Origin of the sequence: Polyangium spumosum (genome assembly GCF_009649845.1) — a bacterium.
Classification (GTDB): Bacteria; Myxococcota_A; Polyangia; order Polyangiales; family Polyangiaceae; genus Polyangium; species Polyangium spumosum.
Genome location: NZ_WJIE01000029.1, coordinates 1 through 25,364, shown reverse-complemented (window position 1 = coordinate 25,364; position 25,364 = coordinate 1). Strand labels below are relative to the sequence as shown.

The following is a 25,364-nucleotide window of genomic DNA, read 5'->3' as shown; positions in this document are numbered from 1 at the left end:
GGCGGGGAATCAGAGGCAGAGCGCCGCGACGAGGCGGAGATCGTCGATGTTCCAGCTCCCGGACGTGTACACGCTCGTGCTACAGCCCGTTTGCGGGTTGCACGCGTCCGTGGTGCAGGCATCATGGAGGCGCCCATGCACCCCCTGTTCACGCGCGAGGGCCGCAAGGACCCTCACCCCATCTACCGACGCCTCCGGGCCGAAGAGCCCATCACGCGGATCGTCGAGCCCTACCGCAAGATACCTTTCCGGCTGCTCACGCGGTACGCCGATTGCTCCGAAATGCTGCGGGATCCTCGCTTCGGCAAGGATTTCACGAAATGGAGCCCCGAGGAGCGGCAACGCCTGCGCGTCTCCGACGAGTTCGAAGCGCTCGGAAAGCACATGCTGAGCGCCGATCCGCCGGACCACACGCGCCTCCGGTCCCTCGTGGCCAAGGCCTTCACGCCGCAGATCGTCGAGGGGCTCCGGGGCCGCATCGCCACGATTGCAGAGGACCTCGTCTCGGCCGCCCTCGCGAGAGACGCGAGCGGGATGGACCTCGTCTCCCAGTTCTCGTATCCCCTGCCCGTCACGGTCATCGCCGAGCTGCTCGGCGTGCCGGCCTCGGATCAGGACGATTTCCGCCGCTGGACCACGGTGCTCTTCACGCCCGCGGACACCGAGGAGCAGCTCGCTCACCTGCGCGCCACCGGCTTTGCATTTTTCCAGTACTTCATGCAGCTCATCGAGCGCCGGAGGGCCGAGCCGCAGGACGATCTCGTGAGCGGGCTCGTGGCGGCCGAGGAGGGCGGAGATCGTTTGAGCACCCAGGAGCTCGTGGGGATGCTCTTCCTCCTGCTCGTGGCGGGCCACGAGACCACGGTCAACCTCATCACGAACGGCATGCTCGCGCTCATGGACCACCCCGAGCAGCACGAGCGGCTCGCCTCGGATCCCTCGCTCCTCGAATCGGCGGTGGAGGAGATGCTGCGATACTGCGGTCCGGTGGAGACGACGACGTACCGCTTCGCGCTCGAGGATCTGGAGTTCGGCGGGGTGACCATCCGGAAAAACGAGCTCGTCGTGGCCTCGCTGCTCTCGGCCGATCACGACGAATCACGATTCCCGGATCCCGACCGCTTCGACGTCGGGCGCAAGCCGAACAAACACATCGCCTTCGGCTACGGGATCCATTTCTGCCTCGGCGCGCCGCTCGCGCGGCTGGAAGCGGCGATCGCCGTGGAGACGCTCCTCAGGCGCCTGCCGCGGATGCGCCTCGCGATCCCGCGCGAGGAGCTCGAGCCGAGCTCGATGTTGCTCCTCCTGCACGCGAAGAAGCGGCTGCCGATCGTGTTTTGACGAGCGCGCTCAGCGGCGCATCGCAATGGCGATTCCGCTCTGCAAATTGCCCCGCATGACGATCCCCTCGAGATCAACGCCGGTCTCGATCAAGGTCCGCGCGACCTCGGGCCGGACGCCCGTCACCACCACGCGCGCGCCGAGGAGCCTGACCGCGCGGGCCGCCGAGACGATCGCGCTCGCGACGTTCGTGTCCACGGCGCGCACGCCCGTGACGTCGAGGATCACCGCGTGCGCGCCGTGGTGGCCGATGCCGTCGAGGAGCGTGGTCATGATCCGCTCGGCGCGCGCCTGGTCGACGCTGCCCACGATCGGCATGGCGACGACGCCGTCGGCGATCGGGACGAGGGGCGTGGAGAGCTCGCGGAGCGCCTCCTCCTGCGCGGCGATCACCTGCTCGCGCAAGAGCAAGCGCTCCTCCTCCTGCCGCTTTTGATCGGTGATATCCGTCACGATACCACAGACACCCATGAGCGCGCCGTGGCTGTTCAGGATCGGAAACTTGATCGTGTGGAAATGGCGGGGCTCGCCGTCGAACTCGAGAGTCTCGTCGAATTGAATGGGCTCGCCGCGACGAGCCGCCTCCGCGTCCTTCTCCCGCATGACCCGCACGGCATCCGGCGGGAAAAACTCGCCGTCGGTCCGGCCGAGCAGCTGGTTTCGTGTCTTGCCGTAGCGATGTTCGGCCTGGCGGTTCACGAGGAGATATCGACCGTCGGGATCCTTCACGAAAACGATGCTCGGCGAATGGTCGATGACCGCGTTCAAGAGCCGCCTTCGCTCGAGCTCGACGCGCTCGATCACGGCCGCGCGCATCGTCGGGGCCATGGGCCGCGGCGCTTCGTTCCGACCATCGACGAGCGCGCCCTCGAGCGCGATGACCTGCGCCTTGAGCGCCGCGTTTTCTTTTCGCAGCGCCGCGATCTCCGCCTTCAGCGCGGCGACGTCGGCGCCGTCGGCGCCACCAGCCATTCGTTCGTCTGCCATGGTTCCCCGGCTGTATTCCTACACCGTCGACCGAACCTGGAGCAAGGGTGGAGCAAGGGCGCCGCGGCGCTCGCGCTCCGCGGTTGAGTCGATCGTCGCGATCGTGCCACCATCGCAGGCCTCATGCAGTCGAATGTCTTCACGGCCGTGTTCATGCCCCTCGCGCTGGGCGTCATCATGCTGGGCCTCGGGCTCGGCCTCACGCTCGAGGATTTCCGCCGCGTCGTGGTGTATCCACGCGCCGTCTTCGTCGGGCTCCTCTGCCAGACGGTGCTCCTTCCCCTCGCCTGCTACGGCATCGCGAAGGGCTTCGCGCTCCCGCCCGAGCTCGCCGTCGGGCTCATGCTGCTCGCGGCCTCGCCGGGCGGCGCCACAGCGAACCTCTTCAGCCACCTCGCAAAGGGCGACGTCGCGCTGAACATCACGCTGACCGCGACGAACTCGATCCTCAGCCTGTTCACGTTGCCGCTCATCGTGAACCTGTCGCTCGAGGCGTTCATGGGCACCGAGAAGAGCATTCCGCTGCAGTTCGACAAGGTGATCCAGGTCTTCGCCGTGGTGCTCGTACCCGTCGGGATCGGGATGCTCGTCCGCGCCAAACGCCCGTCCGTCTCGGAGCGGCTGCAGAAGCCGGTGAAGATCACCTCGGCCGTGTTCCTCGTGCTCATCATCGTCGCGGCGGTGCTGAAGGAGCGGGCGAACCTCGTGACCTTCTTCAGGCAGGTCGGCCTCGCGGCGCTCGTGTTCAACCTGGCCAGCATGGGCCTCGGCTACGTCGTCCCCTTGCTCGTGCGGCTGCCGAAGCGGCAGGCGACCGCGATCGGGATGGAGATCGGGATCCACAACGGGACGCTGGCGATCGCGATCGCCTCGGCGCCGACGTTGCTCAACAACTCCACGATGGCCATTCCGCCGGCCATCTACAGCCTGATCATGTTCTTCACGGCCGCGGCCTTCGGCAGCATCGTGGCCCGGACGAACGAGGAAGCCGCGCCCGCGGCCGAAGCGGAGCAGCCGAAGGCGGCGTAGTCACTCGCGCGGCTCGCGCATGAGGTAGACGCCGAGCCCGAGCACGAGCGCCGCGGCGGCCCCCACCCCGAGGGGCACCTGATCGTCCCGCAAGAGTTTTTCCAGCCAGGCCGGCCGCACGGCGAGGACCGTGATGGCGAGGGCATTGTTGAGCCCGTGCACGACGACGCCGGGCAGGAGCGAGCGCGTCGTGTGGCGGGCGTACGCGAGCAGGAGGCCGAGCGAAAACGTCGGGAGCAGGCGGTAAATCGAGCCGTGCGCGAGGCCGAAGAGCAGGGACGAGGCGAGGAGCGCCACGACGAACCCGGCGCGCGAGAGGCCCGAGAAGAGCAGGCCCCGGAAGAGCGTCTCCTCGCAGAGCGCGGGCAGGACGGCGATGACGACGAGCAGCACCCAGAGGGGCTGGCCGTCGAGCAGGAGGGCATCGCCGAGTTTGTCCGCGAACTCGCGCGGGACGGGCACGAGGCGGGTCGCGAACGCGCTCACGACGGCGCCCCCGGACAAACCCGCGAGGACAGCGCCGACGAGGGCGCGCGGGCGTGGCAGGCGCAGGCCGAGGGTCTCGCGCATCGAGGCGCCGGACACGAAAATGGCGGCGAGCGCGGGGAGGAAAAAGAGGCCGAGCTGGGTGAAGGCGAGCTGCGCGGTCTTGTTCGTGGTCTTCTCGACGAGGAGACTCGCATAAAACATCACGACGAGGATGACGGCGAAGGCGCCGAGGGAGAAGCCGAGGCTCGGGATCCCGCCCTTCTGCCGCTCGAACGAGAAGACGGCGCGGAAAGAGCCGCGACCGCCGAGCAGGACGTCCTCGCGCTCGAAGACACGCGCCGCGAAGACGAGCGTGAGCGCGGCGAAGAGCGTGGAGGAGCCGAGCGTGAAGAGCACGAGATCGGGAGAGACGTCGCCGAGGTAAATCGCCTTGATGAGGAGCGCGACGTTGAGGACCGGCACGAACGACGTGGCGAGCGTGAGCTCCATCCCGGGCAAGGACGTGACCATCGAGAGGAGCATGACGGGCAGATAGACGGGGGTGAGCAGGTTCTGCGCGTCCTTGAAATCGCGGGCGAAGGCGGCGACGGCGAGGAAGAGGGCCGAGAAGAGGAGCGTGACCGGGATGAGGAGCGCGAAGGTGAGGGCGTGCGCCGAGAAGGGCACGTCCATCTCGCCGGGGAGGATGCGGCGGAGGGTGAAGCCGAGGCTCGCGACGTTGACGAGCGCGGTGAAGAGGGAGACGACGAAGACGGCGAGGAATTTGCCAGTGATGATCTCGATGGGCAGGAGCGGCGCGCAGAGCAAGGTCTGCATGGTGCCGCGCTCCTTTTCGCCAGCGGTCATGTCGGCCGCGCGGAGGAAGCCGCCGAGCAGCGACATGAGGATGAGCATCATCGGCATGAGCGTGCCGAGGACCTTGCCGACCCGCCGCTCCTCGGGCGCGACGTTGCGAGAGGTGACCTCGAGCGCGGAGGTGAACCCCTCGGGCAAACCTTTTTCACTTTCGCGCGAGACGAGCAATCGATCGCGGGCGCGGGCGAGCGCGTAATCGAGCCGATCGGCCGCGAAGTCGGAGTCGCCCCACACGGAGTCGTAATAGATGGTGACACGAGCGGCCTTGCCTTCGCGGAGGTCCTCGGAAAAACCCCGCCAGGGGACGAGCACGGCGTGCGCCTCCCGAGCGTCGACGAGCGCACGCGCGGCGAGGGCGACCGCGGCGTCGGGCCTGTCCGCGTCGCGGTTTTTGGCGCCGGCTTTTGCCTCGGCGTCGGCGCCTTCGGTGGAAGAATTTTTCCGGGGCGGCCCAGGCGGGGCGTGTGGCGCGGGGGTGGGTGGTGGAATGCTGCCGGCCTCGAGGTCGCGCCGGAGCGGCTCGGGGGCGCCGTGCCAGGGCAGGACCTCGATCTTGTTCTCCGCGGACGCGAGCGCCTGAGATACCTCGGGCGAGAGCTCGCCCCAGACCGCGACCTTCGAGGCGCGCGCCTCGAGGGTCTCCATCTCCGCGCCCGCCATGCGGCTCATGAGGAGCGCGAAGAGCGGATACAGCAGCATCGGCAAGAGGACGAGGCTCACGAAGGTGCGGCGATCCCGGAGGGTCTCGACGAGCTCTTTGCGCAGGATGACGAGGACGATGGAAAGCCTCACGCCACATCTCCGGGCGCCGAGCCACGCTCGACGTGAAAAAGAAACGCATCCGTGAGGTTCCGAGCGCCCCCCGCGCGCGCGCAAAGGGCCGGGACCTCCCCCTCGTCGACGACGCGGCCCTCGTGGATGAGGGCGATTCGATCACACAAGTATTCGGCCTCGCTCATGATGTGGGTGGAGAAGAGAATGGCGCGGCCCTTCGCGCGCTCCTTGCGGATGGACTCGACGATGAAGCGGCCCGAGAGGACGTCGAGTGCATTCGTGGGCTCGTCGAGGATGAGGACCTGGGGCTCGTGGAGGAAGGCGCGGGCGATATTGGCGCGCTGCTTCTGGCCGGCGGAGAGGGTGGCCGAGGGGCGATCGGCGAAGGAGGCCATTTCGAGGTCCCGGACGAGCTCGTCGATCCGAGCCGTGAGGCGCGCCTCGGAGAGGCCGTGGAGGCGGCCGAAGTATTGAAGGGTCTCGCGAGGAGAGAGGCGCTGGTAGAGCTGGGTGTCGCCGGAGAGGAAGCCGAGGAGGGCCTTGGCCTCGAGCGGCCTCTCGGCCATGTCGACGCCGCCGATCCGCACGCGTCCCGAGGTGGGGCGGAGGATGCCGGCGAGCATGCGGAGCGCCGTGGTCTTGCCCGCGCCGTTGGGGCCGAGGAGGCCCACGACCTCGCCAGGACGAACGAACAGGTCGAGGCCGGCGACGGCGATGGTGGAGCCGTAATGCTTGACGAGGCGTTCGGCGGAGAGGGCGGGCGGGGATGCAGGAGCGTCCGGGGGCATCGGGGGGACTTTAGCGGATGGAAGTGGAAGCGGTAGCGGAACTCGTGGCCGGAACGGAAGCCGAGGCGAGGCCCCGCCGAGTTTGTATTTACAAATGTGCGGCGCCATGTATTCTCATCCACAGGGGGGATCCCACCAACTGTCACCGTTCCTCGAGTCCACGCATTTCGTGGTCTTGGGAGACACGTGAGGTGCTCCGTGGCGTCGAATTTTCGACATCTATGCGGCGTCGTGTCGTCCGCGCTCGCGCTTTCCCTTGCCGTAAACGCGGCTCGAGCCGCTCCCTCGTATACGCTGTTCGAGAGCGGGCAGGTCCGCCCGCTCGCGCTCTCGCCAAACGGAAAGCTCCTCTTCGCCGCAAATACCCCGGACAACCGGCTCGAGGTGTTCCGCGTCGCGAAGCACCGATTGATCCCCCTCGCCTCGGTGCCGGTCGGGCTCGAGCCGGTCGCGGTGGCGGCCCGCGACGACCGCGAGGTCTGGGTGGTCAATCACCTGTCCGACAGCGTGAGCGTGGTCCGTATCGACCCCGGGGGAGGCGGCGGCAGGGTCATTCGGACGTTGCTCGTGGGCGACGAGCCCCGGGACATCGTCTTCGCAGGCGCGGGGAGCCGCCGCGCATTCGTGACGACGGCGCACCGAGGCCAGAACAGCCCGCTCGACCCGGAGCTGACCACCCCGGGCGTGGGTCGCGCCGACGTATGGGTCTTCGACGCCGAGGATCCCGGCGCAGGGCTCGGCGGCGACCCCCTGAGCATCCTCACCGTCTTCAGCGACACCCCGCGCGCGCTCGCGGTGAGCCCGGACAAGAGCCGCGTGTATGCCGCCGCATTCCACTCGGGCAACCGCACGACCACCGTCTTCGACGCCATTGTCCCCGACGGCGGCGAGGCCAACGGCGGCTCGCCCGGGCCCCACACCAATTTCCAGGGCATCGGGGCCCCGGAGGTCGGCCTCATCGTCAAGCACGACGGCGCCCACTGGGTCGACGAGCTCGGCCGATGGTGGGACGACTCCGTCTATTTCTCGTTGCCCGACAAGGACGTCTTCGTCATCGACGCGATGTCCGATCCGCCGGCAGAGCTCCCCGGCGGCGACGGGTTTTTCACGTCCGTGGGCACCATCCTCTACAACATGGCGGTCAACCCGGTCACCGGGCGCGTCTACGTCTCGAACACCGAGGCGCAAAACCACGAGCGGTTCGAGGGCCCCGGCGATTTCGCGGGGCATACCGTGCGCGGCCACCTGCACGAGAGCCGGATCACGGTGCTCGACCCCGCGACCGGCGCCGTGCTGCCGCGGCACCTGAACAAGCACATCGATTACGCGACTTGCTGCGCGCCGATCCCCAATGCAGAGAACACGAGGAGCCTCGCGCTGCCGCAAGAAATGGCCGTCTCGAAGGACGGAAAGAAGCTCTACGTGGCGGCGCTCGGATCGAGCAAGATCGGCATCTACGACACGGCCGCGCTGGAGACGGACACCTTCGTCCCGAGCACGCAAAATCAAATCCAGGTGAGCGGGGGCGGGCCCACGGGGATCGTGCTCGACGAGGCACGAAAGCAGCTCTACGTGCTCACCCGATTCGACAACGCGATCTCGGTCGTCGACGTGAAATCGCGCAAAGAGAAGCACCACGTCGCCATGTGGAGCCCCGAGCCCGAGAGCGTCGTGCGAGGTCGCCGCTTCCTGTACGACGCGCAGATGAGCTCGAGCCACGGCGACTCGTCCTGCGCGACCTGCCACGTCTACGGCGACGTCGATAGCCTCGCGTGGGACCTCGGGGACCCGGACGGGACGGTGCTCAACAACCCGCAGCCGATCGCCGGCGCCGACCCGTTCGACCCGGCGAACCCGTTCCTCGATCCCACGTTCACGCTCGATTTCCACCCCATGAAGGGGCCGCTTTTGACGCAGAGCCTGCGCGGGATGGCGAACCACGGCGCGATGCACTGGCGCGGTGATCGCACGGGCGGCAATGACGCGCCCACGGCGCAGCCGGACAGCGGGGCCTTCGACGAGAATGCCGCATTCTTGAAGTTCAACGCCGCCTTCGAGGGCCTGCTCGGGCGCCACGCGGAGATCGCCCCGGCGGACATGCAGGCCTTCGCAGATTTCATCTTGCAGGTCACCTACCCGCCCAACCCGATCCGCAACCTGGACAATTCGCTCACGCCGGATCAGCAGGCCGGGCGAGACTTCTTTTTTGGTCCGCCCTCGCTCCTCTTCCACAACCTCAACTGCGAGAGCTGCCACCGCCTCGATCCGGAGGCGAACCCCAGCGCGGCGAAACCCGGCTTCTTCGGGACCGATGGTCGATCGTCGTTCTCGTTCATCTCGCAGCTCCTCAAGATCCCGCACCTCCGCAACATGTATCAAAGGGTGGGCATGTTCGGCCTGCCGCCCACCCCGATCCTCGTCCCCGGCCTCGAGGGCCCCCAGGGCGATCAGGTGCGCGGCTTCGGCTTCACCCACGATGGAGCATTCGATACGATGTTCCGCTTCTTCAGCCTCGTCGCTTTCGCAGAGACCCCCGGGAACCCCACCGGGTTTCCGTTCGGCCCCGAGGGCGACCTCCTGAAGCGGCAGGTGGAGGCGTTCATGTTCGCGTTTGATTCGAACCTCGCCCCCATCGTCGGCCAGCAGGTGACGCTCCACAGCCACAATGCGCCTCTCGCCGGGCCTCGGATCGATCTGCTGCTCTCGCGCGCGGCCGCGAACGAATGCGACCTCGTGGCGAAGACGCGGTTCTTCAAGGCCGAGCTCGGCTTCCTCCACGTCGGCGGCGGCCAGTTCCTCGGGAATCGACAGGCATTCCCGCCCATCTCCGACGCCCATCTCCGAGCGCTCGCGTGGAACCCGCTGACCCCCGTCACGTATACGTGCGCGCCGCCCGGATCGGGTGCGCGGATGGCGATCGATCGGGATCTCGACGGATACCTCGACGGCGACGAAATGGACGCCGGCAAGAACCCCGCCGATCCCGATAACCATCCGTGACGCGCCGGCGGCGGAGAGGCCTCACCTCTTCGCCGCCTTCATCCTCCGGTTCGCCTCATGGCGTGCGCGATCCCCGCCTTAAGCGTCCCGAGCGTCACGACCCCCGATAGATCAACGTCCATTTCCACGAGCGTCTGCGCCACATCGGCGCGCATCCCCGTGAGGAGCACCGTCGCTCCGAGGAGCCGCGCGGCCTGCGCGCAGCGGACGAGCGCGCTCGCGGTTTGCGTGGTGACGGAGGAGAGGCCGGTGATATCCATGATCACGACGCGCGCCCCACAGCCGGAGACGCCGGAGAGGAGGCGGCCCATCACCTGCTCGGCGCGCCGGTCGTCGAGCGAGCCGATGAGCGGCATGACCACGATCTGGTCGGTGATCGGGATGAGCGGCGTCGACATCTCGACGACCATCATCTCCTGCATGCGAATGAGCTCGTCCTGCAGGCGGCGCTGCTGCTCCTCGGCCTCACGTCGCGCGGTGACGTCGAGCACGACGCCGATCACCGCGGGGGCGTCGCCGAACGTCACGCGCGCGCCGAAGGTCTCGAGGAAGAGGGGCGCGCCGTCCTTGCGACATGCCCGGAGGGCGAGCTGCCCCCGCGCCTCCTCGGATCCCTCGGCAGCCCGCTCGATGGAACGCAGAAATGCGCCGAGATCGGCCCGCTCGTCCTTCATGACGAGCGACGTGAGCCCGTCGTCGCCGAGCAGCGCCCGCCGCTCCTGGCCCAGCATTTCGGCGAGCTTGGGGTTGACGTACACGAGCCGGCTGCCCTGGAGCATGAAGACGCCGAACATCGATTGCTCTTCGAAGGCCCGGTCGCGCGCCTCGGCTTCGCGGAGCTGCCGCTCGGTCAACTTCGCGGCCGAGATGTCGCGCACGATGAAGAGCGTGTGCTCGGGGCCCGTCGCGAACGCCCGCGCCTCGTAATCGATCCACTTCCCCTGCGCGAAGAGCCGGAACTCGTGCCGCACGAGGTCACCCGTGCGGAGCGCCTCGTCCACGCAGGCCATCGCCCACTGCGCGAGATCGGGCGTCACGTCCTTCACGCGTTTGCCCAGGAAGAGCGCGGGGGGCAGCGCGGTATCCATGCCCCGCCCCGCGGAGAAATCGACGTACGTGCCCTCCCGGTCGAGCAGGAAATACATGTCGGGGATGACGCGGAGCAGCGCCCTGTTGTGGGCTTCGCCGCGCTCGGTTTGCTGGTCCGAGCCCTGCATTTCGTCGCCGCGGATCGGGCGCGCGCTCTGGACGATGCCCGTGATTCGATTCTGCTCGTCGCGGAGGGGCGCGCAGACGACGTGAAAGGGCATCGCCCGGCCGTCGCGGCGAGGGACGGGCGTCGAAGGGATGTCGACGAAGATGCCCGACAGGACCTGCGCATCTCGCTCTGCGTGGAGCGGGGCGTCGGGCCTCCCGAGGGCCGCCTCGGTCTTGCCCACGAGCTCTTCGAGCCGCGCCCCGTGGTGCTCTCGATAGGCCCGGTTGACGTGGACGATTCGCTGTTCGTGGTCCTTCACCTCGACGAGATCCGGGAGCGCGTCGAGCACCTGCTCGTAGAGCGAAATCCTCGCGAGCGCCTCGACCTCACGACGCTCGAGCTCCGCGACCCTTCGGCGCAGCTCTTCGTGTGATCCATCATTTATTTTCTCAGCAACGCTGGGATCATCACTCACAGCCGACACCTTCCACCTTCACGGTTGCCCCCCGTGGGAAACGGACGTCCTGGGCATACTATCAGGGATATGGCCGGCCAGCCAGGATCGGCCGCGCCCGCTGCTCAGGCGGAGGCGCTGACGCGCAGCGGCAGGTTGTCGATGTTGCGCAGGATGGGCTGGGAGCCGTAGACCGGCTCGCCGGCGAGCTCGACCTTGGGATACCGCTCGAAGAAGGCCTGCAGCGCGATCTCGGCCTCCATGCGGGCGAGGGATGCGCCGAGGCAAAAATGCGCGCCATGACCGAACCAGAGGGTCGTGCCCGGGACCTGGCGGCGGATGTCGTACACGTCGGCGTCCGCGAGGTACTCCGGGTCGCGGAGCGCGGACAAAAGCGCGAAGAAGACCGGCTTGCCGCGCTCGATGTGGATGCCCTCCAACGAGAGAGGCTCCTTTGCGTAGCGGACGAGCGGAACACGCTGGATGCCTTCGAGTCGCAGGGCCTCCTCGAATGCGCTCCGGGCGAGGCCGGGGTTTTCGCGCAGGAGCGCGTACTGCGCCGGGTTCCGGAGGAGCGAGAGCATCGTATTGTTCGTGCCGTGGACCGTGGTGTCCGTGCCGCCGGCGAGGAGGGCGCCGACGAGGGCGACGAGCTCGGCGTCGCTGAGCCGATCCCCCTCGTCGCAGGCAGCGACGAGCTGGCTCAGGAGATCGTCCTCGATGGGCTCCGCCCTGCGCGCGGCGATGCATTCGCGCACGATCGCGCAGCCCCGCGAGAAGGCAGGCATGTACGACGCGAACAGCTCGGGCGGGAGCCCCGGGAGGGCCGTGGCGATCAGGGCGTCCGAATAGGCGATGAAATCGCCTTGATGGTGCGGAGGGATGTTCAGGATGCTCGAGATCACCTGCACGGGGAACTTCCGGTTGAAGTCCGCGGAGACGTTGATCTCGCCCTCGCGCGGGAGCTCGTCGAGGAGCGCGTCGATGATGGCCTTCACCTTCGGGCGGTGCGCCTCGATCGCGCGGGGGCCGAAGGCGGGGTTGACGAGCTTGCGGATCCGCGCGTGCCACGCCCCTTCGGCGTAGAACAGGCTGTGCTCGACCTGGGCCGCGAAATCGGGGTAGGCGGCCTTCATGTCGGCATGAAGTCCGGCGCCCAGGGTGGGATCGTTGCCGAGCCTGGGATCCCGCATGATCGCGAGGACGTCACGATAGCGGAAAAAGATGGGGCCACCACCCAGCTCCCAGTGCAGGACGGGGGCCTCCTTCCGGAAGCGGGCAAAGAGGGGGTAAGGATCCTTCACGTAGGAGGGATCCATCGGGTCGAAGCGCAGGTCTCGAGGTGCCGTCGTCGTCATGGAATACATGACTATCATGTCGGGTGGACGCAATACACGATTGGATTTCGCTTTCGCTTCCGCCGCACCTCCGCTGCCGCTCTGGGCTCGAAAAAAATCATGGAGCTCGCCCCCCCTGCAGGCGTAAGCTCCTGCTCACCTCCGTGCCCAAGCCGCTCCGTGCTTTCCCTCTCGCCTCCCGGCTCCGCCTCGTCAGCATAACCCTCGGCGTCTCGCTCGGCCTCGCCGGCGGCTGCACCTGCACCGGCTCGGAACAAGCCCCCGCCGACGCCGCAGCGCCCGCGCCTTCGGCCTCCGCGGCGGCCGCTCCTCCCGCGACGGGAACACCCACCACGAACGTCGCGTCCATCGGCCCGCGGCAAGGCGCGGTCCTCGCGCGTGGCGTCGGGGAGGAGGCGCTTTACATCGCCGACGAGGATCACAACCTGCTCCGGCGCGTGCCGTTGCCTCTGTCGACCGACGGAAGTGGCACGGCCGTGGAGATGCCCGGGCCCCCCGCGCAGGTCGTGACCCTCCCGGGGCGGGTCCTCGTCACCGTCCGGGATCCGGGGCTGCTCCTCGACTTCCGCGCCGAGCCCGGGCAGCCGCTCGTCGAGGCGAAACGTGTCGAGCTCCCGGCCGACGCCTGGGGCCTCGCGGTCACCGCGGACCAATCGATCGCGATCGTCACGAGCGCCTGGACACACAAGGTCAGCGCGGTCGATCTGCGCAGCCACGCCGTCCGCTGGACCGTCGACGTCGCGCGGGAGCCGCGGGGCATCGCGATCCGCCAGGACGGCCGTTCGGCCTACATCTCGCATCTCACGGGCGCCGCATTGACCCGCATCGACGAGCTCGCGGGGAGCGCTCCGTCGCCGCGGCGCGTGGATCTGACGGCTTCGCCTTTGCGTACGCCGGTGGGCAAGTCGCTGAACGCGTCGCTCGGGTATTCGATCACGTTTTCCCCCGACGACCGCTTGCTCTTCGCGCCGAGACATGCGCTCGGCGCGCTGGGCGAGATTGCCTGGTTCGGCGTGTCCACGGTCGACGTGCTCGTCACGGGCGAAGACAAGGCCCTCGCGCCCCTCCATCGCGGGCACACCACGCTGGTCCGGGCCGAAGGCGAGGGCCCGGCGCCCGAGCTGCAAATCCCCGGCGCGAGCCTCGCTCCCTTCACGCAGCCGCGCGCCGTCGTCTACCGGCGCAGCGCCGATACGCTGCTCGTCGCGGGCGAAGGGGACGATCGGCTCGTGGAGGTCGACGCGCTCGCGGCCGATCCGACGCTCTCGGTCGTCGCCACCTACGAGGTGGGCGCGGAGCGGGATCCCGCGCTGGGGATATCGAACCGCGGCGGGGCCCCGGCGGGGGTCGTGCTCTCGGAGGACGAGGCGACGGCATACGTCTTTTGCCGCGCGACGTACGATCTCGCGGCCGTCCCGCTCGCGCGGCACGCGTCGCGGGGCGCGTTGACCCACGAAAAGACGAGCGCGCCGATGCTCGTCCGTATCGCGGAGGATCCGCTCGGCGGCGAGGCGGCCATCGGGAGGCGCCTCTTCTACAATGCCACCGATCGTATCATGAGCGGCGGCCTCGGCTGCGCCGGCTGTCACCCGGAGGGGCGCGACGACGGGCACGTGTGGCACGAGGCCAAGTTCAACACCGAGGACGGGACGAACCTGAATTTCGTCGGCACGGCCGAAAACGTGCCCGAGGTCGATCGCGTCAAAGGCGTGCCACGAAGGACGCCCATGCTCGCGGGGCGCGTCGCTTCGCCCGGACCTTATGGCTGGGTCGGCGAGAGCCCCGATCTGCCGGCGCGGCTGCGTGGGGGCTTCGGCCTGCACCGCTGGGGAGGGATCCCGAAACACGAGCCGCAAAACCTCGACGCCAGGGCCTCGCGCCTCGCCGTCTTCGTGCGCACCGGCCTCCGGCCGCCGCCGCGAGAGCAGCGCGCGCTCACGCCGGTCGAGCAGCGCGGCAAGGAGGTGTTCATGAAGGACGCCGTGCAATGCGCTCGTTGCCACGTCCCGGAGACGGAGTACACGGATCGGCAGGTCTATCCGCTGCCGAAGCTCGCGCGGAACCCGGAATTCGACGAGCCCAGGACCGGCGAACTCCGCGTCCCGTCGCTCCTCTACCTCGAGGGACGTGGGCCGTACCTGCACGACGGGAGCGCGGCGACGCTCGAGGACGTCGTCACGAAGAACAACGATCGTATGGGCAAGACGAACCAGCTCTCGAGGGAGGAGCGAGACGCGCTCGCCGCGTTCTTGCGCACGTTATGAGGGTCCTCCCGCTCCCCCTCTTCGCGCTCGCCGCGGCGCTCTTCGTGTCGTCGCCGGTCACGGCCCAGGCGCCTGCGGACGCCGTGACGCTCGACGTGGATCCGCCGGGCAACGAAAAGACGAAATCGCCGAGCTTCGACGAGTGGTCGAAGGCGACCAAGGTCCGGCTGACCCGCGCCGGCCCCGCCGCGGCGCCCTGCGCGGCGTACCGGGTGCGCGAATGGCTCAAGATTCGATGCCTCGGGACGAAGCCACACGCGATGGTCGTTCTCGGCGGGGACGCGGCGGAGGTGTCCTTCTGGATCGACAAGGACGAGCGGCGCGGCGGCGAGGTGCAGTTCCCCATGCGGAAGGGTGATCGGCGCGTGATACAGATCTGGACCGGCGGCCTCGACAAGGCGGGCCTCTTCAAGGCCATCCCTTCGCTGGTCATTCAAGAGCACTGGCTGGAAGATCGCGCGGCACCCACCGTGACGGCGATGTGAGCAGGAGCGTCGGAGGCGAAACGATGTCGGCGAGACGATGGACGAACGGGATGCGTGGAGAGGGCGCGGGCGCGGCGGCGGGGGCTCGGTTCGCGTGGAGGGCCGCGTGTTTGCTCGCCTCCGTGAGCGCGTGCGGCGGGACGGCCGAGCCGCCCCCGGCGGGGCCCCCGACCTCGGCGGCGGAGGCCCCAAAACCCGCGCCGCCGGCCGCGACGGAGGCAAAGGTGGAAGCCCCCGCGCCGAGCGCAATCGCGACCCCCGCCGCTCCGGAGGCCACGGCGGCCCCGGTCGCGAGCGCGGCGCCGGAGGTGACGCCGGCGCCGCCGAGCGAGCCGGACACCGGCGGATGCCCGGCCGGCATGGTCCGCATCAAGGGCGGCTCCTTCAAGCTCGCCGCGATCAAGGCGCAGGTGACCGTGAAGGATTATTGCCTCGACGTGAACCTGGCCACGACGGACCAGTACGCGGCGTGCGTGCAGTCGAAGAAGTGCAACGACAACCTGCTCAAGGTCTGCGAAGGCTCGACATACGGCGTCGAGGGCAAGGGCGACCTGCCGATCGTGTGCATCGATTTCCCGCAGGCGGTCGATTACTGCAAAGCGCAGGGCAAGCGCCTCCCCAGCGGCGAAGAATGGGAGTGGGCGGCGCGCGGCGGCCCCGAGGCGTGGACGTATCCGTGGGGGAACCAGCCGCCCACCGATCAGCTCTGCTGGTCGGGCCTCACCAAGCGCGACGGCCCCTGCCCGATCGGGAGCTTCAAGGCCGGGGCGAACCCGCAAGGCGTGCTCGACCTCGCGGGCAACGTCTTCCAGTGGACCACGACGGGCAACGACGTCGTGAGCTCGGCCCGCTTCGGGCGCGGCGGGAGCTGGAAGGACAGCGGAAACGAGGTCAAGGCAGGGTTCACGTTCGCCTTCAAGACGACGTACCGCTGCGGCTTCCTCGGCGTCCGCTGCGCGATCCCCGCGCCGCCGCCCTGAGCCGGGTCGGCCGCGCGCCCGGTACGCTCGGCCGGCCGGCTGATCTCGCCCGGTTCTATCTCCCCTGCTGCTGCATGTAGCCGCGCAGCGCCTCCCGCAACGTCGAGCGCGTCGTCAACCCCTCGAGGCCCGCGCCGAGCTGGATCATGGTCTGCGCGACGGCCGCCCGGATCCCGCTGATGATCACGCTCGCGCCGAGCAGGCGCGTCGCCTGCACGATGCGCACGATCCGCTCGGCCATGCCCGTGTCGACGACCTCGACCCCGGTCAGATCCAGGATCACGCAGCGGTACGCCGAGCCGCCGAGCCGGTGGAGCAGCCGCGCCATGATGTCCTCGCCCCGACGATCGTCGAGCGTGCCCGTGAGCGGGACCGCGATCACGCGGTCCCAGACCTCGATGATCGGCGTGGAGAGCTCCTGGATGACCTCCTCCTGCCGGTGGATGAGGGCCTGCTGATCGAGCACCTCGCGCTCCCTCCGCGCCTGATCGGCGAGGCTGAGCGCGAGGATCTCCTCGTTCGCGTGGCGCAGCGCGGCCGTGCGCTCCTCGACCTTGCGCTCGAGGTCGGCGTAGAGGTGCGCGTTCTCGATGGCGATCGCCGCCTGCGTGCAGATGAGCCCCACGACCTCGACCCGCGCCGGGGTGAAGGCGCCCCGCGCGAGGTCGTTCTCCAGGTACACCACGCCCGCGAGCCGGCCCTTGCCGAAGATGGGCGCGGCGAGCGCCGAGCGCGGCGCCGCGCGGGCCAGGTACGGATCGCGGCCGAACGGGCCCTCGGCGGCGCCCTCGTCGAGCAGCACCCGCTCGCGCGTGCGCGCCACGTAGGAGACCACGCTGACCGGCAGATCCTCGCGTCTCTCGAGCGGCGTCACGGCCCGCGCCGGCGTGGGTTGCCCGAAGATGTGCTCGGCCTCGACCACGAGTTTGTCGTCCCGCACGAGCAGCAGGACGCCCCGACGCGCGCCGGCGTTCTCCAGCACCACACGCATGAGCGCCTCGAGCAGGCGGCCGAGGACGATCTCGCCCGAGATCGCCTGCGACGCCTTGAGCACCGAGCCGATGTCGAGCGCGTCGGCCGCGGGCGCGGCGGCGCCGGGCAGCGGCGCGGCCCCGCGGGGCTCGCGCGGGACGAGATCGGGGTGCGCGCGCGAGAGGCGCCGCGCGGCCTCCGTCGCGCCCCAGCGCAGGTAGAGCTCGTGGGCCTCGCCGACGTAGCCGCGCGCGATGGTCGTCTTGCCGAGGTCGAGCCAGTGCAGCGCGCAGAGCTCGTTGGCGAGGGCCTCGTCCTGCACGAAGCGGCCGCGCTGCGCGAGCGCGATCGCCTGGTCGTAGAGGTCGCCCGAGGCGCGGCCGTTGCCGAGCGCGCGGGAGAGCTCGGCGCGCAGGAGGACGCTCCGGTGCGCGAAGCTCTCGGGGCAGAGCTCGGCCCAGCGCGTGACCTTCTCGGCGTAGGTCTCCGCGCGTGCAAGCAAGAGCGGGCGCTCGTCGGGCGCGACCTGGCTCGAGGCCCTCGCGAGCGCGATCCCGCCGTAGAAGTGGAAGGCGGGCGTCCCGTGCCAGCTCGCGACGCCCACGATCTCGGGGTTCGACCGGAGCGCGACGCGCGCCGCGTCCTCGAAGGCGCCCTGGAAGACGCGCAGCAGCAGGATGTAGAGGTTGGCGAAGTAGAGGGACGCCTGGTTGTCGATGCCGCGCGCCGCGTCGATGACCTCGTTGATGTCGACGAACGACCCCACGAGCTCCGCCGGCCGCTCGGTCTCGGTCGAGAGGTTCTGCGCGATCTGCCCGACCGCGCCGGTCATCCACGTGATGGCGTTGAAGCGGTCGAGCTTCCGGATCGGGGCGAAGCTCTTCGCCTCGGCGAGGACCTCCTCGAGCGGCAGGCCGCGGAGGAAGCTGTTCGTGGAGATGTTGACCGTGTTGTAGAACGACCAGATGTACTGCCCGGTCTCGAGCCCCGCGTGCATCCCGGCGACCAGCGTCTCCCGGTAGGCGGGGTAGCCCTCGCGCCAGTGCTGCACGAACCCGCCCCACATGTTGTGGAGCATCGCCTCGCTCTTCTTGTCCGCGAGCTTGTCCATGAGGTCCACCGCGGCGCGGCCGAACTGGTAGCCGAGCTCGATGTCCCCGCGGGTGCAGAGGAAGCTCCCGAAGTTGACGCAGGCGTAGATCGCGCTCTTCGACAGGCCGTGCTGGTAGGTGAGCTCCAGGATCTTGGCGAACGAGATGACGAAGTTGTTGGTGTTCAAAAAGTAGCCGGGCGCGAAGAACTCCTGGAGGACGTCGAGCAGCGCGCGGATCTCGGGATCGGTGAGCGTGGGCAGGTCGGGCAGCGCCTCGAGCGAGCGCTCGCGGACGAGGTCCATGGTGACGCGGACCTGCGCGTCGAGCGTGGCTTCGTCGGGGAAGGCCGGCAGAACGATCCCGAACGGCGCGAGCGCCGCGAGCCCCTCGGCGAGCGCGGCCGGCAGGTCGTTCTTGAGGATCTGCACGTTCATCTTGAGCCGCAAGACCTCGGTGCGATCGAGCCGGCCCTCGGCGTGCTCGAGGCAGTCGGCGAGCACGACGAGGGCGTCGTCGTGTTGCCCGAGGAGCGAGAGCATGAGGCCCGTCTTCATCGCGTAGGCGAGGCGCAGGCGATAGTGTGAGGTCCAGGCGTCGTCCGGCAGGCAGACGAGGCCCGACTCCAGGTAGCTGCGCGCCGCGCCGAACGCGGCCGACTCCTCGGCCCGCGCGGCGGCGTCGAGGTTCATCCGGGCGAGGACGAGGCGCTCGTAGGGATCGTCGATGAGGTCGATCGCGCAGTTGAGGTGGCTGACGACGTCGAAGAGGTTCTGGCTGTCCGCGAGGTTCGCCTTGTCCGCGAGGAGCCGGCCGATGCGGAGGTGGAACGCGGGCCGCCCCTCGACGGGGATCATCGCGTAGGCGCCCTCCTGCACCTTGTCGTGCGCGAAGCGGTAGCCGCTGCGGTTCGGGATCAGCAGGCCCTCGGCGACGGCGGGCTCGAGGCGTCCGTACGCCTCTTCGCTCGAGCATTCGCTCACGGTGGCGAGCACGCCGAGGTCGAAGCGATTGCCGATCGCGGCCGCGAACCGGAGGATCTCCTGGGTCGCCGCGGGCAGCCGCCCGATGGTGCGCACCATCAGGTCGACGACGTTGTCCGTGTACGCGAGCTCCTCGATCTGCGGCAGATCCCACGAGAAGCCCGCGCCCGCGGCGTACGTGAGCACGCCGTGGTCGTGGAGCGACTGGAGGAAGCGCCGGACGAAGAAGGGGTTTCCGCCGGTCTTCTCGAGCAAGGCGTCGGCGAGCGGGCCCGCGTCGTCGCGCCGCAGGCTGTCGCGGAGCATGTCGAGCAGGTGCTCCCGCTCGAGCGGGCCGAGGACGATGTCGCGCGCCGTCAGGCCGCCGCGCTTCAGCTCCTCGAGGGCCATGATGAACGGGTGCGCGGGCGAGACCTCGTTGTCGCGGTACGCGCCGCAGAAGAAGAGCGACTCGAGCGCCTCGTCGGCGAGCAGCTCGCGGAGCAGGCCGAGGCTCGCGGGGTCGATCCACTGCAGATCGTCGAGGAAGAGCACGAGCGGGTGGGCGCGCCGCGCGAAGACCGAGACGAACCGCAAGAAGCAGCGGTTCAGGCGGTTCTGCGACTCCACGGGCCCGAGCGCGGGCACGGGCGGCTGCGGGCCGAGCACGTGCGAGAGCGAGGGGATGACGTCGCAGACGACCTGCCCGTTTTGCCCGAGCGCGTCGACGATCGACCTCCTCCAGGCCTCGATCCGCGCGCTGCTCTCGGAGAGGATCTGCCGGACGAGGCCGTCGAAGGCCTGGATCACCGCGCTGTACGGGGTGTCGCGGTTGTACTGATCGTACTTGCCGCTCGTGTAGTAGCCCTTCGCGCGCGCGAGTGGCTTCAGGATCTCCTGCACGAGCGAGGACTTGCCGATGCCCGAGTAGCCGGAGACGAGGACGATGTCGCGCGCGCCCCGCTGCGCGCGATCGAAGGCCGAGACGAGCGCCTCGATGTCACGCTCGCGCCCGTAGAGCTTCTGGTGGATCCGGAACGCGCCCTCGTGATCCAGGAGGGCCGGGGTGAACGGCTCGACGCGCCCGGCGCTCTCGAGCCCCCTCCGGCATCGCTCGAGATCGGCGAGCAGGCCCTCGGCGCTCTGGTAGCGGTCCTCGGCGTTTTTCTCGAGCAGCTCGAGGACGACCCGCGACACGGCCTCGGGGACCGTCGGATCGAGGCGAGACGGCGGCTCGGGCGCGAGGGCGAGGTGCGCGTGGATGAGCTCCATCGGATCGGCGGCCTCGAAGGGGCGGCGACCGGTGAGGGCCTGGTAGAGGATCACGCCGAGCGCGTAGAGATCGGCCCGATGGTCGACGCCGCGGTTCATGCGGCCGGTCTGCTCGGGGGCGACGTAGGGCAGGACGCCCTCGAGCACGGCCTCCGCGTAGAGCTGCTCGTGGGCGCGCGTGACGTCGGCGTCGACGCCCGAGCCCGTGACCTTGACGGCGCCGCGCTCGCCGACGAGGACGTTCTGCGGGCGCAGGTCGCGGTGGACGAGGCCGGCCCGATGGAGCGCCGCGAGGGCTTCGGCGATCGCCGCGGCGACGGCGAGGGCCTCGTGCGCGGGCATCTTCCGGCCGGGGCGGGCGGCGAGCACGCGCGCGAGGTCGCGGCTGGGAAAATCCGCGCGCGCGACGACGAGGGAGCCTGGGCGCTCCTCGACGCCGAGCACCGCGACGAGGCGCGGCGAGGCGACCCGCGAGAGCCGCTCGTACTGGTGCTTGAAGCGCGCGATCTCGGCTGTCCGGGCGCCCTCGGCCGAGAGGACCTGGAGGACGACCGGGAGACCATCATGGACGCGCCGCGCGCGGAAGGTGCTGACGAAGGGGGTCTCTTCGATCCGCTCGAAGGCCGTGTATCCGAGGATGTCGATCATTCGGGAGAAGCTCTGTGGGTCCGACGCCTCGCATGACATGCGGGGTGACAGCGGCTCAGGAGAGCGCAGCATCGCGCGTGTGGGCAGGCTTGTCAGCCCTTCATTCGTCGTCGACGACGCGGATGGGCAGCCAACGGAAGCCGCTCACGCCTGCGTCGCGGAAGATGCGCCAGACCTTGGGGGAGACGACGAAGAACGGTTGCCACAAGACGGCCGTCTTCAGGTCGCCGTTCCAGCGGACGTAACCGAAGTGCTCCCACATGCGGTTGACGTCCTGGGCTCCTTCCAGGTCCCGGGTCCGGTAGGCGATACGCATGGGGCTCGTCGTCTCGATTTTACCGCGCCTGCAGGTCTTGCATGCGCTGTCGAAGTCGACCCCGGTCGAGCGTGGCGACATCGGGGGGAGCGTGGAATGCGCCCATAACTGCTTCCAGATCAGCTCCATGGGTACCTCGTCCGGCTGATACGCGTACACGCTCCGGAAGGAGAGCCCGGAGAGGTTCGCGCGGGCGAGCGTCTCCGCGAGCGGCTGGTCGACGAGGAGCTCGCTGTAGCTGTGCACGACGCGGGATTGGCCGAGCCCCACGGCTGTCGCGCCGGCGCCGTCGATCGTGTACGCGCCGGTCTGTCGCATCCCCGCGCCGCATGCCGGGCAGGCCTTCGAGAGATCGTACTCCGTGTGGAAGCGAGGGCCTCCGACGACGTGGTGCTCCGACAGCGCCTGCACGACGATCAAGGGTGCGGCCTCGTACTCCTCGTCCGTGTAGTCGTCCCAGCGCTGATCCAGCCAGTCGACTTTGTATGAAAGGAGGAGCTTTTGCAGCAGTGCAAAGCGAGGGTCCACGACGTCGAGGGTGACAAATACGGTCACCGAGCGTTTGCCGTACAATTCGATGTCGCTGACGACGGACACATCGGGGCCACAGCCTGCCGCCGAAAGGATGGACTGCTCTCGCCCCGGAATATCGTGCGCGTTGAATATGATTTTACTTTTGGTTTGCATCGTGGTCCTGCTGAGGCGCTCATTCCCCGAAGTAGTGAGCAATCGCCTTGAGCCAGTGGGGGTTCAGCTCGTAGACTTTCTTGTACGCCTCCCATAGTTCCTTCAGCTTCGTGGGGTCAATCCTTCCCGTAGCCTCGCGCAGCCTGTTCGTCATCAGCGTGTGCTGCTCGCTGGAGAGGATCACCGACGGCCCATCCAGGGCGTCGAGGCCGATCTTCTCCATCTTCGCCGTCTCGTAGATGTGATGAGCTTGCCACGCCCGCTTGTACTTCGCCGTGAAGTGCCGCATCACCCGGAACGGCCCGACCACGCCCGCCTCCATTCGGTCGGGATCATGTACCGGGTCTTCGACCCCACCCGCGGATTGAAGACGAAGATCGGATGGTGCGCGCTGCTCTCCGCAATCAGCGTGATCCAAGGCTCCTCGGTGACCGGCTTGCCCGCATGATCGTACGTCCACCGAACGATCCCCGGCCCATGCGGACGCATACACGCCGCGACGACCCAGGGCGTCTTCTTCGGCGGCGCGTCCGCGCGCGCAGGTGAGGCGCACATCCCGAGGGCAAGCGGCAGCAAGATCGGAGCGAGCAGCCCACGGCGCATACGTTTCTCCCGCACGGACGATACCGGAGGTCCGAACCCTGCCGAAAGCCCCTTCACAAACGCGCCGCGATGCCTCCGCGAGGACGCCGAGCCGAAGCGGCGCGCCTCGGGGAGGCCTCCCCGCCGAAAATTTCGCGCGCGCGTCCTCGCGGGGACCACTCCCCGCCCAAAAAACCACGCCCCAAGTCTCCGCGGGGACCCCTCCCCGCCCAAAAAACCACGCCCCGTTTTCCGGGCGCGACCCCCTCCCCTCGACCTCGCCGCCAAGAAAATCCCGCGGGGACCCCTCCCCGCCCAAAAAACCACGCCCCGTTTTCCGGGCGCGACCCCCTCCCCTCGACCTCGCCGCCAAGAAAATCCCGCGGGGACCCCTCCCCGCGCCCTCGCGTGTCGCCGAAACCTCGCGTCGACCCCTCCCCGCGCGCTCTCGCCGAAGTCGCCCGCCCCCGCCGACCCCTCCCGGCGCAGTCCGGCGTCTCTCCCGGTAGCCCCCCTCCACCTCCCCGCGCACGTCGCCCGTCACGAGGCGCGCTCGCGCACCTCCCCCCGCGCCGCCCGCGAGAACAGCTTGTGCCATTGCGCGATCCCTAGATCCGCGCGGACGAGCTTGTGGTCGCGCACGTCGGGCTCGCGCGGCGACGTCGACAGCAACATGCGCTGATCCTCGGGCTGCACCAGGCCGAACTCGGCCCACAAGGAGAGCGCCGCGAAGAGCTTGCCCAGGATCGGCACCTCGACGAAATACCGCGCGAAGATCCACGTCGAGTCGTGGTCGATCGGCGTGGCCGCGACGATACCCATCATCCGTTTCCCGAAGCGGATCCGCAACACGCCGGGCAGCCGCGCGTCCATACCCGCAGAGAACCCTCGCCCCGCGCCGTCCCCGGGCCTGCGCAGCGTGCCGAACGTGCGCACCGTGTCCCCCTCGACCGTCACCTCGTACGGATCGAGCACCGTCCCGACGCCGCCCAGAAAACGGCTGTGCGCGAACGGCGCGTGGTGCAAATCGAGCATCCCCTCCATCACCCGGAGCTGCGGGAGCGGCCACTCCTCCTCGTGGTCCCAGCCATGCCGATCCGACGCGGGCAGCTCCTCGAACCACGGCAGCGGCGGCCGATCTCCAGCGTCGTCCCCGTGCCAGAGCCATACGAGGCCACGAAACTCGCGGACCTCGTACCTTCGAATCGAGAGATCCCGCCGGCTCGGCTTGCCGTCGGGCTCGCAGGGCATTGCCGTGCACGCGCCGTCGGCGCCGAAACGAAACCCGTGATACGGGCACGCGAGCTCGCCCGACACCACGCGCCCGAGGCCGAGATCCGCCCCGCGATGCGGGCATCGCGCGTCATGCGCCACGAGCGCGCCGGCCGCGTCGCGCCAGAGCACGAGGGCCCGGCCGAGCCGCCGGACGGTGAGCGGACGCTCGCGGACACGACGCGCGGACGCGATCGGATACCAGCAATCACGCGGCAGCGGTGGCGCCGCGCCCTCGAGCAGGGGAAGGGGATGGTTCGCGCCGCGTGTCCGTTGTGGCATGTTCCTCGAGACCTCGACGCCGAGGATGCGCCCCCCGAGGACGAATGTCAGTGACATCGGACGACAGAAACGATGACTTCAAGCGACAGCCGACCCACGACGCGCGCCTCGCAGGCCGGATCGTCGAGGTCGCGCGGGCGAGCGGGGTCGACACGGCGGCCCTCTGCCACGCGGCGGGCCTCTCCGGCAGAGACCTCCAATCACCGGGAGAACGCGTGCCCCTCACCGCGATCTACACGCTCGTGGAGGCCGCGCGGGTGATGGCGGACGACCCGCTCTTCGGCGTGAAGGTCGCGTCCGGCGTCGAGGTCGACGTGTTCGACGTGCTCGGCTTCCTCATTCTCACGAGCCCCACCTTCGGCGCGGCCATGGGGCGCACCATGCAATACCAGCGCCTCTGGAACGACGGCGAGCGGTATTCGCTCGTCGTCGAGGAGGGGCGCGCGCACCTCCGTTACGAGCCGTTTGGCCCCGAGAGGCCGGCGCACCACCTCATGGCGCAGATGTTCGCCTTCGACGTCGGCGTCAACGCGCCCCGGCTCGTCGCCGAGCCGGCCTCCGCCGTCGCCATACGATTTCGAGGCGAGCCGCCGCCCGACCGCGCAGCGTACGAGGTGATCTTCCAGGCGCCCGTGAGCTTCGCCTCCCCGGTCGACGAGGTGGTCCTGCCCGCGGACCTCTTCGACCAGCGCATGCCCCTCGCCAACGAGGCCATGCACGCGTATTTCCAGCGCCACGCCGACGCGGCCCTCGCGCGGCTCGGCCCCTCTTCCTCGCTCACGGATCGGGTGCGCACGTTCGTCTCCGATCACCTGCCCGAGAGGGACCTCTCGCTCGCCGCCGCCGCCGCCTCGTTACGCATGAGCGCGCGGACGCTCCAGCGGCGCCTGCGCGCCGAAAGCACGTCTTATGAAGACCTCGTCGACGACGTGCGCCGCGGCCGCGCCATGGTGTACCTCGACGCGCGCCTCACGCTCGCAGAGGTCGCGCATCTGCTCGGGTACGCAGAGCAGAGCGTGTTTCACCGCGCATTCAAGCGCTGGACCGGCATGCCCCCCGAAGCGTGGCGGGCCCACGCGTCACGCGGCTGAGCATTGGTCTCATCGGGCAAGCGATTCGCTGGGGCGTTGCCCCAGGCCCCACCAGGGGCTGTCCGCCCCTGGACCCGGACCAGCCAGGGGCTGGACCCAACGTCGATGAACTGCGCTCCGCGCAGTTCATCGAGCAGGCCCGGTCAAGACCGGCGACGACCCTGCCAGCCAAAACAGCCGCGCGGCT

The 25,364-nt window shown here is 69.1% G+C and carries 19 protein-coding genes; 8 read left to right on the top strand and 11 right to left on the bottom strand.

The features are described 5' to 3' along the window. Nucleotides 1-9 precede the first annotated feature (9 nt). A complete protein-coding gene (locus GF068_RS46755) occupies nt 10-141 on the bottom strand; it encodes a hypothetical protein (protein ID WP_275939355.1) in 132 nt (43 codons plus the stop codon). Here GF068_RS46755 and GF068_RS41480 point away from each other — a divergent pair. Continuing rightward, the gene (locus tag GF068_RS41480) at nt 136-1,341 is read left to right on the top strand and encodes a cytochrome P450 family protein (RefSeq protein ID WP_240808182.1); all 1,206 of its coding nucleotides are present in this window, start codon (nt 136-138) and stop codon (nt 1,339-1,341) included. The genes GF068_RS46755 and GF068_RS41480 overlap by 6 nt on opposite strands. 9 nt (nt 1,342-1,350) lie before the next feature. On the opposite strand, the gene GF068_RS41475 is transcribed toward GF068_RS41480, so the two are convergent. Continuing rightward, nucleotides 1,351-2,328 carry a PAS domain-containing protein gene (locus GF068_RS41475; RefSeq protein ID WP_153825099.1) on the bottom strand — a complete coding sequence of 326 codons (978 nt, stop codon included), beginning with the start codon at nt 2,326-2,328 and terminating at the stop codon, nt 1,351-1,353. A gap of 123 nt (nt 2,329-2,451) precedes the next feature. On the opposite strand from GF068_RS41475, the gene GF068_RS41470 reads away from it, so the two are divergent. After that, nucleotides 2,452-3,357 (top strand): bile acid:sodium symporter family protein, encoded by a 906-nt coding sequence (locus GF068_RS41470; RefSeq protein ID WP_153825098.1) that lies wholly within the window; start codon nt 2,452-2,454, stop codon nt 3,355-3,357. Here GF068_RS41470 and GF068_RS41465 read toward each other — a convergent pair whose 3' ends face one another. After that, the gene (locus tag GF068_RS41465; RefSeq protein ID WP_170319998.1) at nt 3,358-5,493 is read right to left on the bottom strand and encodes an ABC transporter permease subunit/CPBP intramembrane protease; all 2,136 of its coding nucleotides are present in this window, start codon (nt 5,491-5,493) and stop codon (nt 3,358-3,360) included. It lies immediately after the preceding gene. Continuing rightward, nucleotides 5,490-6,263, bottom strand: a complete 774-nt coding sequence (locus GF068_RS41460; RefSeq protein ID WP_153825096.1) for an ABC transporter ATP-binding protein — start codon at nt 6,261-6,263, stop codon at nt 5,490-5,492. The genes GF068_RS41465 and GF068_RS41460 overlap by 4 nt, the downstream gene beginning before the upstream one ends. Before the next feature lie 231 nt (nt 6,264-6,494). Here GF068_RS41460 and GF068_RS41455 point away from each other — a divergent pair, with 231 nt between their 5' ends. Then, entirely contained in the window at nt 6,495-9,263 is a 2,769-nt protein-coding gene (locus GF068_RS41455) for a YncE family protein (RefSeq protein WP_338046780.1), read from the top strand. Between the two features lie 38 nt (nt 9,264-9,301). On the opposite strand, the gene GF068_RS41450 is transcribed toward GF068_RS41455, so the two are convergent. Continuing rightward, a complete protein-coding gene (locus GF068_RS41450; RefSeq protein WP_338046779.1) occupies nt 9,302-10,780 on the bottom strand; it encodes a PAS domain S-box protein in 1,479 nt (492 codons plus the stop codon). On the opposite strand from GF068_RS41450, the gene GF068_RS47300 reads away from it, so the two are divergent. Continuing rightward, a complete protein-coding gene (locus tag GF068_RS47300) occupies nt 10,769-10,894 on the top strand; it encodes a hypothetical protein (protein WP_338046778.1) in 126 nt (41 codons plus the stop codon). The genes GF068_RS41450 and GF068_RS47300 overlap by 12 nt on opposite strands. 146 nt (nt 10,895-11,040) lie before the next feature. Here the strand turns inward: GF068_RS47300 and GF068_RS41445 are convergent, their stop codons facing one another. Further along, entirely contained in the window at nt 11,041-12,273 is a 1,233-nt protein-coding gene (locus tag GF068_RS41445) for a cytochrome P450 (protein WP_170319996.1), read from the bottom strand. 143 nt (nt 12,274-12,416) lie between these two features. Here GF068_RS41445 and GF068_RS41440 point away from each other — a divergent pair, with 143 nt between their 5' ends. The 3 genes from GF068_RS41440 to GF068_RS41430 are packed head-to-tail and all read left to right on the top strand — an operon-like array spanning nt 12,417 to nt 16,002. Next, nucleotides 12,417-14,537 (top strand): hypothetical protein, encoded by a 2,121-nt coding sequence (locus GF068_RS41440; protein WP_206079665.1) that lies wholly within the window; start codon nt 12,417-12,419, stop codon nt 14,535-14,537. Next, a complete protein-coding gene (locus tag GF068_RS41435) occupies nt 14,534-15,022 on the top strand; it encodes a hypothetical protein (RefSeq protein ID WP_153825093.1) in 489 nt (162 codons plus the stop codon). Before GF068_RS41440 ends, GF068_RS41435 begins: the two co-directional genes overlap by 4 nt. Before the next feature lie 23 nt (nt 15,023-15,045). Further along, nucleotides 15,046-16,002 (top strand): formylglycine-generating enzyme family protein, encoded by a 957-nt coding sequence (locus tag GF068_RS41430; RefSeq protein WP_240808181.1) that lies wholly within the window; start codon nt 15,046-15,048, stop codon nt 16,000-16,002. A gap of 55 nt (nt 16,003-16,057) precedes the next feature. Here GF068_RS41430 and GF068_RS41425 read toward each other — a convergent pair whose 3' ends face one another. The 5 genes from GF068_RS41425 to GF068_RS41405 form a co-directional block, all read right to left on the bottom strand. After that, a complete protein-coding gene (locus tag GF068_RS41425) occupies nt 16,058-20,947 on the bottom strand; it encodes an AAA family ATPase (protein WP_153825092.1) in 4,890 nt (1,629 codons plus the stop codon). A gap of 100 nt (nt 20,948-21,047) precedes the next feature. Beyond that, nucleotides 21,048-21,818, bottom strand: a complete 771-nt coding sequence (locus GF068_RS41420) for a hypothetical protein (RefSeq protein WP_153825091.1) — start codon at nt 21,816-21,818, stop codon at nt 21,048-21,050. A 151-nt stretch (nt 21,819-21,969) separates the two neighbouring features. Beyond that, complete coding sequence (locus GF068_RS41415; RefSeq protein ID WP_153825090.1) at nt 21,970-22,260, bottom strand: hypothetical protein; 291 nt, start codon at nt 22,258-22,260, stop codon at nt 21,970-21,972. Continuing rightward, nucleotides 22,239-22,553: a hypothetical protein gene (locus tag GF068_RS41410; RefSeq protein ID WP_153825089.1), complete on the bottom strand. Its 315-nt coding sequence runs from the start codon at nt 22,551-22,553 to the stop codon at nt 22,239-22,241. The genes GF068_RS41415 and GF068_RS41410 overlap by 22 nt, the downstream gene beginning before the upstream one ends. A gap of 519 nt (nt 22,554-23,072) precedes the next feature. Then, nucleotides 23,073-24,143 (bottom strand): aromatic ring-hydroxylating oxygenase subunit alpha, encoded by a 1,071-nt coding sequence (locus GF068_RS41405; protein WP_240808179.1) that lies wholly within the window; start codon nt 24,141-24,143, stop codon nt 23,073-23,075. Between GF068_RS41405 and GF068_RS41400 the strand changes: the two genes are divergently transcribed. Beyond that, nucleotides 24,131-25,177 (top strand): AraC family transcriptional regulator, encoded by a 1,047-nt coding sequence (locus GF068_RS41400; protein WP_153825088.1) that lies wholly within the window; start codon nt 24,131-24,133, stop codon nt 25,175-25,177. The genes GF068_RS41405 and GF068_RS41400 overlap by 13 nt on opposite strands. Nucleotides 25,178-25,364: the final 187 nt, after the last annotated feature.